7 protein-coding genes, 2 tRNA genes and 1 pseudogene are annotated in these 11,796 nt (G+C 65.2%); 6 read left to right on the top strand and 4 right to left on the bottom strand.

The window, feature by feature from the left end; all coding sequences use genetic code 11:
- Positions 1-2 precede the first annotated feature (2 nt).
- The 4 genes and pseudogenes from P0Y43_RS24440 to P0Y43_RS27200 all read left to right on the top strand — a co-directional run bounded on the left by P0Y43_RS24440 (position 3) and on the right by P0Y43_RS27200 (position 4,681).
- Positions 3-1,190: an ATP phosphoribosyltransferase regulatory subunit gene (locus P0Y43_RS24440; RefSeq protein WP_275639820.1), complete on the top strand. Its 1,188-nt coding sequence runs from the start codon at positions 3-5 to the stop codon at positions 1,188-1,190.
- A 57-nt stretch (positions 1,191-1,247) separates the two neighbouring features.
- Positions 1,248-2,540, top strand: coding sequence for an adenylosuccinate synthase (locus P0Y43_RS24435; protein WP_275639819.1), 1,293 nt, complete (start codon positions 1,248-1,250; stop codon positions 2,538-2,540).
- Between the two features lie 542 nt (positions 2,541-3,082).
- Positions 3,083-3,775: pseudogene (locus P0Y43_RS27205) on the top strand (methyl-accepting chemotaxis protein); the annotation flags it as partial.
- 21 nt (positions 3,776-3,796) lie between these two features.
- On the top strand, positions 3,797-4,681 hold the full coding sequence (locus tag P0Y43_RS27200; protein WP_430540284.1) for a methyl-accepting chemotaxis protein: 885 nt from the start codon (positions 3,797-3,799) through the stop codon (positions 4,679-4,681).
- A 107-nt stretch (positions 4,682-4,788) separates the two neighbouring features.
- Here the strand turns inward: P0Y43_RS27200 and P0Y43_RS24425 are convergent, their stop codons facing one another.
- From P0Y43_RS24425 to P0Y43_RS24410, 4 genes are all read right to left on the bottom strand, one after another.
- Complete coding sequence (locus tag P0Y43_RS24425) at positions 4,789-6,354, bottom strand: ABC transporter permease (protein WP_275639817.1); 1,566 nt, start codon at positions 6,352-6,354, stop codon at positions 4,789-4,791.
- A complete protein-coding gene (locus P0Y43_RS24420) occupies positions 6,354-7,367 on the bottom strand; it encodes an extracellular solute-binding protein (protein WP_275639816.1) in 1,014 nt (337 codons plus the stop codon). Before P0Y43_RS24420 ends, P0Y43_RS24425 begins: the two co-directional genes overlap by 1 nt.
- 279 nt (positions 7,368-7,646) lie before the next feature.
- Positions 7,647-7,733 (bottom strand) — tRNA-Leu (locus P0Y43_RS24415).
- Positions 7,734-7,807: 74 nt separating this feature from the next.
- A tRNA-Leu gene (locus tag P0Y43_RS24410) sits at positions 7,808-7,894 on the bottom strand.
- A 271-nt stretch (positions 7,895-8,165) separates the two neighbouring features.
- On the opposite strand from P0Y43_RS24410, the gene rnr reads away from it, so the two are divergent.
- On the top strand, positions 8,166-10,739 hold the full coding sequence (gene rnr / locus P0Y43_RS24405; RefSeq protein WP_275639815.1) for a ribonuclease R: 2,574 nt from the start codon (positions 8,166-8,168) through the stop codon (positions 10,737-10,739).
- Positions 10,736-11,482, top strand: coding sequence for a 23S rRNA (guanosine(2251)-2'-O)-methyltransferase RlmB (gene rlmB / locus P0Y43_RS24400; RefSeq protein WP_275639814.1), 747 nt, complete (start codon positions 10,736-10,738; stop codon positions 11,480-11,482). Before rnr ends, rlmB begins: the two co-directional genes overlap by 4 nt.
- The last annotated feature ends 314 nt before the right edge of the window (positions 11,483-11,796 follow it).

Genomic DNA, 11,796 nt, shown 5'->3' with positions numbered 1-11,796 from the left:
TAATGGCAACGGTAGACCGCTGGCTTCTGCCAGATGGCATCGAGGAAGTACTGCCACCTGAGGCGGCGCGCATCGAGATCGCGCGTCGCCAGGTGTTGGACCTGTTCCAGAGTTGGGGTTACGAACTGGTCGTGACCCCGCATATCGAGTACCTGGAATCGCTGCTCACCGGTGCCGGCCAGGACCTGGACCTGCGTACCTTCAAGGTGGTCGACCCGCAGTCCGGTCGCCTGATGGGCTTCCGTGCCGACTTCACCCCGCAGGTGGCGCGCATCGACGCCCACACCTTGCGCCGCGAAGGCCCGAGCCGCCTGTGCTACGCCGGTAGCGTCCTGCACGCCCAGCCACGCGCGCTGTCCACCTCGCGCAGCCCGATCCAGTTGGGTGCCGAGCTGTATGGCGATGCCAGCCCCACCAGCGACGTCGAGGTGATCAGCCTGATGCTCGCCATGCTGCAACTGGCCGACGTGCCGGACGTGCACATGGACCTCGGCCATGTCGGCATCTACCGCGGCCTGGCCCGCGCTGCCGGGCTGTCTGGCGACGTCGAGCAGCAGTTGTTCGACGCCTTGCAGCGCAAGGCCAGCGACGAAGTGTTCGCCTTGACCGCCGACCTGCCGAAGGACCTGGGCGGCATGCTGCGCGCCCTGACCGAGCTGTGCGGTGGTCGCGAAGTGCTGAACGAAGCGCGCGTGCGCCTGGGTCGTGCCCCGGCCAGCGTGCTCGCGGCACTGGATGACCTGTTGGCAATCGCTGACCGCCTGGCCGCGCGCTACCCGGACCTGCCGCTGTACTTCGACCTGGGCGAGCTGCGCGGCTACCACTACCACACCGGCGTGGTGTTCGCCGTGTTCGTCCCGGGCGTCGGTCAGTCGATCGCCCAGGGTGGGCGCTACGACGACATCGGCGCCGACTTCGGCCGGGCGCGCCCGGCCACTGGTTTCTCCACGGATTTGAAGACCCTGGTCACACTGGGGCGAGCGGAGGTCGTGTTGCCTGCCGGCGGGATCTGGATGCCCGACAGCGGTGATACGGCACTCTGGCAGCAGGTCTGCCAGTTGCGTTCCGAGGGCCAGCGCGTGGTCCAGGCCCTGCCTGGCCAGCCGCTGAGTGCTGCTCTCGAAGCGGATTGTGATCGGCAATTGATTCAGCAAGACGGGCGCTGGCAGGTTCTGCCGCTGACCCAATGAGATTTTCTCGTCGGCGCATGGCCGGCAACCAAGTTTGCGTGAATGAGGACAAGTGTTATGGGTAAGAATGTCGTCGTCCTGGGCACCCAATGGGGTGATGAGGGCAAGGGCAAGATCGTCGATCTGCTGACCGAACATGCTGCCGCCGTAGTGCGCTACCAAGGTGGCCACAACGCAGGTCACACCCTGGTGATCAACGGTGAGAAGACCGTTCTGCACCTGATTCCGTCGGGCATCCTGCGCGAAGGCGTGCAGTGCTTGATCGGCAACGGCGTGGTCGTCGCGCCGGACGCCCTGATGCGTGAAATCACCAAGCTGGAAGAGAAGGGCGTACCGGTGCGCGAGCGCCTGCGCATCAGCCCGGCCGCGCCGCTGATCCTTTCCTACCACGTGGCCCTGGATCAGGCCCGCGAGAAAGCCCGTGGCGAAGCCAAGATCGGCACCACCGGCCGCGGCATCGGCCCCGCCTACGAAGACAAGGTCGCTCGCCGCGGCCTGCGCGTGGGCGACCTGTTCCACCGCGAGCGTTTCGCCGCCAAGCTCGGCGAGCTGCTGGACTACCACAACTTCCAGCTGGTCAATTACTACAAAGAGCCGGCTATCGACTTCCAGCAGACCCTGGATGAGTGCATGGCCTACGCCGAGCAGCTCAAACCGATGATGCTCGACGTCACCGCCGAGCTGCACAACCTGCGCCGCGCCGGCAAGGACATCATGTTCGAAGGCGCCCAGGGTTCGCTGCTGGACATCGACCACGGCACCTACCCGTACGTCACCAGCTCGAACACTACCGCCGGTGGCATCTCCACTGGTTCGGGTGTCGGCCCGATGTACCTGGACTACATCCTCGGTATCACCAAGGCCTACACCACCCGCGTCGGCTCCGGCCCGTTCCCGACCGAGCTGTTCGACGAGACCGGCGCCACCCTGGCCAAGCGCGGCCACGAGTTCGGTTCCACCACCGGCCGTGCTCGTCGTTGCGGCTGGTTCGATGCCGTGATCCTGCGTCGCGCCATCGACGTCAACAGCATCTCGGGCATCTGCCTGACCAAGCTGGACGTGCTGGACGGCCTGGAGACCATCAACATCTGCGTGGGCTACAAGAACGAGAACGGTGCGGTCATCGACGCGCCTTCCGACGCCGACAGCTACATCGGCCTCGAGCCGGTATACGAAGAAATGCCGGGCTGGAGCGAGTCGACCGTGGGTGTGAAGACCCTGGAAGAACTGCCGGCCAATGCGCGTGCCTACATCAAGCGCATCGAGACGCTGATCGGCGCGCCGATCGACATCATCTCCACCGGCCCGGACCGCAACGAGACCATCGTGCTGCGTCATCCGTTCGCCTGATTCGCGCTTCCATAGGCTGATCGAACGCCGCGTCTCCGTAAGGGGGCGCGGCGTTTTCATTTCCAGTGGCTGACTCTGTCGCAAGGTATAGGGTGCCGCTGCTGCATCTTGGCGTATATCCCGCCTGCCACCGGCACACCCCTTGCTGTAAGAATGATCTGTAGATGCCATCAAAGTAATGGCGCCAGAAACACGGGGGTTCCGACGTGTCTGCCATCCTTTCTCTGTTACGAAGCCGCCTTCTGCGGCCTGTTTTTGTTGCACTTGGTATCGCTCTTTTGGTGCAGGTCTTGGTCGCCGTTGCGCTGACCCGGAGCACCGTAACCGCCCTGGAAGCCGACTTGGGCGAACGCCTGGGGGCCGACAGTCGCAAGCTGGCTGGCGAACTGGAGCAGGCTGGCCAGGATGTGCGCGCCGGTCTCGACAGCCTCTCGGCCAGCACCCGGCAACGGCTCAGTGCCGGGCTTTCCTCGCGGCTGGAGAGCGAGCAGAAGCAACTGCGCGATACCCTGGAGAAAAACCTCAAGGACTCGGCCAACGATATGGCCGAACTGCTGGCCTCGGTCGCCCCGCGGGCGATCTGGGACAACGACGTGCCCACGCTCTCCGATTTCGCACGCCGTGCCCAGCGCAATCCCAACGTGTTGTTCGTGATCTACGACGACGCGCAGGGCGAACACCTGACGCGCTACCTGAACCGTCAGAATCCCGTCAATCAGGCCCTGCTGGAAAAGGGGCAGGGTGAGCGGGCGCTGGACAAGGTGCTCGAAGCCGCCCGACGTGACCCATCGGTGTACTTCGTCGAAGCCTCCATCAGCCCCAACGGCGTGGAGATCGGCAAGGTGCTCATGGGGGTTTCCACCGCGTCCGTGGAGCAGGCGCTCAAGGCGCTCGACCAACGCTTCGCCACCTTGATCGCCAGTGGCGAGCAATTGGTGGGTGAGAGCCTGGGGGCTGCGGCGGCCGACAGCGGCAAGACCCTGCGCGCTCGCCTGGAGACCGCGCAGAACAGCGCCACCGCGATGCAGGCCAACACCGCGCAGACGGTGCGCGATGCCGCTGGCGATCTGCGCTGGCGTATCGGCGTCGGCCTGGTGCTGGTGGGCTTGGGCGTGCTGTTGGTGGTGGCCGTAGTGCTCGGGCGGCGCGTGGTCAGCAAGCTGCGTCTGCTGATCGCTGCGCTGGATGACCTGGCCGCCGGTGAAGGCGACCTGACCAAGCGCGTGCCGCTCGACAGCCGCGACGAGATCGGTGACATGGCCAAGGCGGTCAACCGCTTTGTCGACAAGTTACAGCCCATCGTGCGCGAAGCGGGCGAGGTGGCCCAGCGCACTGGCGTGGAAATTGGCACCATGGCCCAGCGCAACGCGGGTGCCGATGCCGCCGCCGCACTGCAGCGCGACGAGGTGGCCGCCAGCCTGCGTGACCTCTCCAGCATGGCCGACGAGGCCCAGGCCGAGAGCCAGGCGATGCAGGCAGCATTGCAGCAGGTGGTGGACATTCGCCAGGCCACCGACGAGAACAGTCAGGCCACGACCCAGCTTGCAGGTCTGATCGAGAACCTTGCCGGGCAGGTCGAGACCGGCTCGCAAGTGATCGAGCGCCTGGCCAAGCAGAGCGAGCAGATCGAGGTGGTATTGACGGTGATCCACGGTATTGCCGAGCAGACCAACCTGCTGGCGCTCAATGCTGCCATCGAGGCGGCGCGGGCGGGCGAGACCGGGCGTGGCTTCGCCGTGGTGGCCGACGAGGTGCGGGCGCTGGCGAGCAAGACCCAGAGCTCCACCGGTGACATCCAGGCGCATATCACGGCGTTGCAGCAGGGCGCGAAGGAAGCGGTGGCGACCATTGGCCAGGCCGGCATCAAGGCCAGTGAAGGCTTGCTGGTGCTGCGCGACAACGAGCGTCGGCAGCAGTCGGTGCAGGCAGCGGTGGAGCAGGTGCACGCGGCCATTGGCCTGGCCACCCGTGCGGCGGAGCAGCAGGCCCATGGGGCGCAAGCGGTGCGGGGCAGAGTGCAGACCATCCACACCCAGGCCGAGCGCTCTGCGCAGGTGGTGATGCAGACCACCGCCAGCAGCAAGGTGCTGGACGACCTGGCCGCGCAGTTGCGGGCAAGCCTGGGGCAGTTCCGGGCCTGAGGTTGGCGGCACCGGCTTCATCGTGGTGCGAGCCCGCTCCCACAGGTGGGGCACTGTTCTTCGGGCCAGTGCCGAGCGTGTGGGAGCGGGCTCGCCCCGCGATGGGCCTACGCCTTGTTGAGGTACATCCGCGTGGTCAGCAGGTAAACCGGCAGCCCTGACACCACGATCAGCAGCGCCGCATAAGGCGCCGCCGCCGCGAACTCGACGTTGGCGGTATGCGCCCACACCTCGGTGGCCAGGGTGGTCATGCCGGTCGGGCTGAGCAGCAGGGTGGCGGTCAGCTCCTTCATCGCATCCAAAAACACCAGCGCGAACGCCGCCGCCAGGGCCGGGAAGATGATCGGCAAGGTCACCCGGCAGAAGGCTGAGAAGCTGCTGGCGCCCAGGGTGCGCGCGGCCTCCTCGAGGGTCGGCGACGCCTTGTTCAGCGCCGTGCGCACCGGTGCCTGGGCCAGCGGCAGGAACAGCAGCGCGTAGGCCAGGATCAACAGCGCGGTGGTCTGGTACAGCGCCGGCACGTAGTGCAGGGCGAAGAACACCAGCGTCAGGGCGATCACCAGGCCGGGCAGGGCGTGCAGCAAGTACGGCAGGCGCTCGGCCCAGATCGCCAGGCGGCCTTTGTAGCGCACCACCAGGAAGCTGATCGGCAGCGCCAGTAGCACGCAGAACCCGGCGCCACCCAGTGATACCGACAGCGAAGTGAACAGCGCCTTGCCAATGGCCGCCACCGGGAACGCGGCCGAGGAGCCGACGCTCAGCCAGTAGCCCAGCATCGCCAGCGGGATGCCGCTGCCCAGCACCGCCAGGCCCAGACAGAACACCTGCGCTGGCGCGCTCCAGGCGCGCAGGGGAAGCGGCTGCGCGCGACGTGCTACGCCCTGGCCGATACGCACGTGGCGGGCCTTGCCGCGCACCCTCAGCTCCAGCCAGAGCATCGCCAGGCACAGCGCCAGCAGCACTGCCGAGAGCATCGCCGCATTGGCGTTGCTGAATTCCAGCTCGAACTGCTGGTAGATCGCCGTGGTGAAGGTCTGCAGGCCGAGGATCGACAGGGCGCCGAACTCCACCAGCATGTGCAGGGCAATCAACAGCGCGCCACTGAGCATCGATGGCCACAGCAAGGGCAGGGTGACCTTGATGAACACGCCCCAGCGGCTGCAGCCCAGGGTGCGCGCTGACTCCTCCAGCGAGGTGTCGAGGTTGCGCAGGGTCGCAGCCACCGGCAGGAACACCAGCGGGTACTTGGACAAGGCCATGACCAGGATCGCCCCGCCCAGCCCTTCGAAGTCCGAACTCAGCGACACCCAGGTGAAACTGCTGACGAACGAGGGCACGGCGAATGGCAGGCACAACACCACGCCCCACAGGCGCCGACCGCGCAGGTCGCTGCGTTCGAGTAGCCAGGCCAAGGCCAGGCCGACCACCAGGCATACCAGGGTGACGCCGACCATCAGCATCAGGGTGTTGCGCAAAAGACCCCAGACGAACGGGCGCCAGAGCAAACGCAGGGCTTCGTGCCAGCCGGCCTCCCAGGCCTTGATGGCGACGTAGGCCAGTGGCAACAGGCTCATGGCGACCAGGAACAGTACGGGCAGCACCACCCACACCGAGGGGCGCTTGCGGCGCGGCACGAAACGTACCTGCACAGGTTCGGGCACGGCGGCAGTCATCAGAGCAGGCCGACCTCGCGTTCAAGCTCGATCGCTTCCTCGGCATTGCCCAGGTCGGCTGGCGAGATCTTCGGTGGGCGCAGGTCTTCGAAGGGCTTCAGGCCACGATCGGAGACCATGCCTTTGTGCAGTGGGTACTCGGCGGTGGTCTGGGTGATCACGCGCTGGCCTTCTTCGCTGGCCATCCAGTTGAGCAGGGCCTGGGCCTCCTTCGGATGCTTGCTGGCCTTGACCACCGCAGCACCTGAGATGGTGACCAGGTTGCCGGCATCGCCGTCGGCCAGGTAGTAGAGCTTGGAGTCCAGCTTGCCGCGCTCGCGCTCCAGCGCATACCAGTAGTAGTTGTTCACCAGCACGGCCGCCACTTCGCCTTTTTCCACGGCCTTGAGGGCAACCATGTTGTTGGTGTAGGCCTTGCCGAAGGCTTTCAGGCCGGTCAGCCATTCTTCGGTGGCGTCGCGGCCATGCATCTTCAGGATGGCCACGGCCTGTTCCTGGAAGGCGCCGCTGGTAGGGACGTAGCCGACGCGCCCGTCCCACTCGGGGTTGGCGAAGTCCATCACCGTGCTCGGCAGGTCTTTTTCGTCGATCTTCTTCGGGTTGAACACCACGATGCGCGTACGGGCGGTGATGCCCATCCAGGTGCCGCTGGCGCCAACGTACTCCTTGGGCACCATGTTCGCGGTGGCGTCGTCGATTTTCGCCAGTAAGCCCAGCTCGCCCAGGTTGTTCAGCGGCGGGGATTCCTCGGTGTAGATGACGTCGGCTGGCGAGCGCGCGCCCTCTTCGATGATCTGGCTGGCCAGCTGGTTGCTGCTGCCCTTGCGGATATCGATGTGGATGCCGGTCTTGGCCTCGTAGGCCTTGGCGATGGCTTCGCCGATTTCCTTGTGCTGGCCGTTGTACAGGGTCAGGGTGACCGGGTCGTCTGCCAGGGCGGCCGGTGCACCGATGACCAGGCCCAGGACGGCGGCGGCCAGGGTGCGCATCAGCGGTTTCGGGCGGATCGTCATGCGGGTGCTTCCTCGCTTACGGCTACATATTTGGAAACAATGGTAAACGAAATCGTTTCTCAAGTGGCCGTGGGAGGTGAAATTCAGTAGGGGGCTATCGAGGTGGGGAAGGGAGGAGAGGCGATTGTTCGGACCCTGTCACCGGGCAAGCCCGCTCCCGCAGCCTTGAGGAACGACGCCGTACCTGTAGGCGCGGGCTTGCCCCGCAATAGGGCCGGCAGCTCAGAACAAAAATCGCAGACAAGAAAAAACCCACTAGCAAGCTAGTGGGTTTTTATATGGTGCCCAGGAGAAGACTCGAACTTCCACGACCGTTAAGTCACTGATACCTGAAACCAGCGCGTCTACCAATTCCGCCACCTGGGCAAAGCTTTTACATCTACAGCATGAATCGTGTTGCTGAATGACCGATAACTCTGCTATCTATCACTCGAAATTTTTGGTGCCCAGGAGAAGACTCGAACTTCCACGACCGTTAAGTCACTGATACCTGAAACCAGCGCGTCTACCAATTCCGCCACCTGGGCACACTTGTCGAGATCCAATGATGCTTTACAACATCGTTTCTCTCAACTACAACGTCGGGGGTGTCCGTCGTCGTGGTGCGCACTATACGGATGCCCCGATGGGCTGTAAACCCCCGGATCGAAAAAAAATTCAAAAAATTCAACTTGTTGATTCCGCGAGCCTTCTCATTCAACAGGAGCCCCCGGCGGGGCTGTCCAAGGCTGACATTTCCGGTTTCAATACGCCTATGCGAAACTTCTCGTCTATATACCCCAAGGTGAACCCCTCCTGATGGCCGATTGGCAATCCCTCGACCCCGAGGCCGCCCGCGAAGCGGAAAAATACGACAATCCCATTCCCAGCCGTGAGCTGATCCTGCAACACCTGGCCGACCGTGGCGAGCCGGCCGCGCGTGAGCAGTTGGCAGCGGAATTCGGCCTCTACGAGGAAGACCAGGTCGAGGCCCTGCGCCGCCGCCTGCGCGCCATGGAGCGCGATGGCCAGCTCATCTATACCCGGCGCGGCACCTATGCCCCGGTAGACAAGCTGGACCTGATCTGCGGCCGCGTTTCCGGCCACCGCGACGGCTTCGGCTTCCTCATTCCCGACGACGGCAGCGAAGACCTGTTCCTCAGCCCGGCGCAGATGCGCCTGGTGTTCGACGGCGACCGCGGCCTGGCGCGCGTGTCCGGCGTCGACCGCCGCGGCCGCCGTGAAGGCGTGCTGGTCGAGGTCATCTCCCGTGCCCACGAAAGCGTGGTCGGCCGTTACTTCGAGGAAGGCGGCATCGGCTACGTCACCCCGGACAACCCGAAGATCCAGCAGGAAGTGCTGGTCACCGCCGGGCGCAACGGTGGCGCCAAGATCGGCCAGTTCGTCGAGATCAAGATCACTCACTGGCCGACCCCGCGCTTCCAGCCTCAGGGTGACGTGGTCGAGGTGATCGGCAACTACATGGCCCCGGGCATGGAAATCGACGTGGCCCTGCGCAGCTACGACATCCCGCATGTCTGGCCAAAGGACGTGCTCAAGGAAGCGCGCAAGTTCCGCTCCGAAGTCGAAGAGAAGGACAAGGAAAAGCGCATCGACCTGCGCCACCTGAACTTCGTCACCATCGACGGCGAAGACGCTCGCGACTTCGACGACGCGGTCTACTGCGAGCCCCTGGGCAAGCTGCGCCTGTTCTCCGGCGGCTGGCGCCTGTACGTGGCGATCGCCGACGTCTCCAGCTACGTGCGCCTGGGCTCGGCCCTGGACGTCGAGGCGCAGCAGCGCGGCAACTCCGTGTACTTCCCGGAGCGCGTGGTGCCGATGCTGCCCGAGGAGCTGTCCAATGGCCTGTGCTCGCTGAACCCACACGTCGATCGCCTGGCCATGGTCTGCGAGATGACCATCAACAAGGCCGGCCAGATGGTCGACTACCAGTTCTACGAAGGGGTGATCCACTCCCACGCGCGGCTGACCTATAACAAGGTCAGCAGCATGCTCGAGCACGCCCGCACCCGTGAGGGCAAGGCCCTGCGCGAGGAGTACAGCGCGGTGCTGCCGGACCTCAAGCACCTCTATGCCCTGTACAAGGTGCTGGTGGATGCCCGTCACACCCGTGGCGCGATCGACTTCGAGACCCAGGAAACCCGGATCATCTTCGGCGAAGACCGCAAGATCGACGAGATCCGCCCGACCGTGCGCAACGACGCCCACAAGCTGATCGAGGAATGCATGCTGGCGGCCAACGTCGCCACCGCCGAGTTCCTGCAGAAGCACAATGTGCCGTCGCTGTACCGCGTGCACGACGGCCCGCCGCCGGAGCGTCTGGAAAAACTGCGCGCCTTCCTGGGTGAACTGGGCTTGTCGCTGCACAAGGGCAAGGACCCGTCGCCGAAGGACTACCAGGCCTTGCTGGCGAGCATCGCCGGGCGCCCGGACTTCCACCTGATCCAGACCGTCATGCTGCGCTCGCTGAGCCAGGCGGTGTACAGCGTCGAGAACAACGGCCACTTCGGCCTGAACTACGAGGCCTACACCCACTTCACCTCGCCGATCCGCCGCTACCCGGACTTGTTGGTGCACCGCGCGATCCGCAGCGTCATCCGCTCGAAGATCGACACCCCGCACGTCAAGCGTGCCGGTGCCATGAGCATCCCCAAGGCGCGCATCTACCCGTACGACGAGAACGCCCTGGAGCAGATGGGTGAGCAGTGCTCGATGACCGAGCGTCGCGCCGATGAAGCCACCCGCGACGTGGTCAACTGGCTCAAGTGCGAATACATGCGTGACCGCGTGGGCGAGACCTTCCCCGGTGTGATCACCGCGGTGACCGGTTTCGGCCTGTTCATCGAGCTGACCGACATCTACGTCGAGGGCCTTGTGCACGTCAGTGCGCTGCCGGGCGACTACTACCACTTCGATCCCGTGCATCACCGCCTGGCTGGTGAGCGCACCGGGCGCAGCTTCCGCCTTGGCGACTCGATCGAAGTCAAGGTCATGCGTGTCGACCTGGAGCAGCGCAAGATCGATTTCGAGTTGTCCGACGCTGCCGCCAAGGCGCCGGTCGGTCGCAAGCAGCAGGGCGCCTCGGCTCCCGCCGCCGCGTCCGAGCCGGCCCCGGAAACCGCCAAGGCCACGCCCAAGCCGCGCAGCCGCAAAAGCGAGAGCGCCGACGCCTACTTCCCCAAGGACGCGGTGCAGCGCAACGCCGAGGTGCGCAAGAGCCGTGAAATGAAGAAGGCGCTGATGAGCGAGGCGCGTCAGGGCCACGCCAGCGGCAAGTCGGACAAGGGCGCCAAGGCGTCCGGCAAACCGACCAAGCATCGCAAGGGGCCGTCGAAGTCCGGCGCGCCACGCAAGGGCAAGCACAAGTCATGAGTCAGCTGGAAAAGATCTACGGCGTGCACGCCGTGCAGGCCCTGTTGCAGCACCACCCCAAGCGGGTCAAGCAGATCTGGCTGTCGGAAGGGCGCAGTGAGCCGCGCCTCCAGGCCTTGCTGGCGCTGGCCGCGAAGTACCGCGTGCCGGTTGGCCAGGCCGAGCGCCGTGAGCTGGACGCCTGGGTCGAGGGCGTGCACCAGGGCGTGGTGGCCGAGGTCAGCCCGAGCCAGGTGTGGGGCGAAGCGATGCTCGAGGAGTTGCTCGAGCGCAGCGAGACGCCGCCGCTGATCCTGGTGCTCGATGGCGTCACCGACCCGCACAACCTCGGCGCCTGCCTGCGCACCGCCGATGCCGCCGGCGCCACGGCGGTGGTGATTCCCAAGGACAAGTCGGCCACGCTCACCGGCGTGGTGCGCAAGGTCGCCTGCGGCGCCGCCGAGGTGATCCCGTTGGTGGCGGTGACCAACCTCGCGCGCACCCTGGAGAAGCTCCAGCAGCGCGGGCTGTGGGTGGTCGGCACCGCTGGCGAGGCCGAGCAGGAGATCTACCAGCAGGACCTCACCGGCCCGCTGGTGATGATCATGGGCGCCGAAGGCAAGGGCATGCGCCGGCTGACCCGCGAGCATTGCGACTTCCTGGTGAAGCTGCCGATGGCCGGTAGCGTCAGCAGCCTGAACGTCTCGGTGGCCACCGGGGTGTGCCTGTTCGAAGCGGTGCGCCAGCGCCAGGCCAAGCGCTGATTCATTCTCGTCGGTGCTGGCTTCATCGCGGGGCAAGCCCGCTCCCAAAGGTATCCCGCTGTATTCGCAATCAGCGGGGGCTGTAGGGGCGGGCTTGCCCCGCGATGGCGTCCTGCCGGGCAGCACATTGCCCGGCAATTGTTTCTAGCTGTTCAAATAATCGCCAATCACCTTGCTTGTCTGCCCCGCCTTCTCTACAATTGCGCCCCTTGCCGAGCTGGCAGGCATGTATGTGCCTACCCTCCGTGCAAGACACACAGTGTCATTCACTCCTTGTCTGACCAGATTCGCTGGCAGACTACTAACCCGTAAGG

The sequence above is a fragment of the Pseudomonas entomophila genome (assembly GCF_029193575.1).
GTDB lineage: Bacteria > Pseudomonadota > Gammaproteobacteria > Pseudomonadales > Pseudomonadaceae > Aquipseudomonas > Aquipseudomonas entomophila_G.
This window is presented reverse-complemented; position numbering and strand designations above follow the sequence as displayed.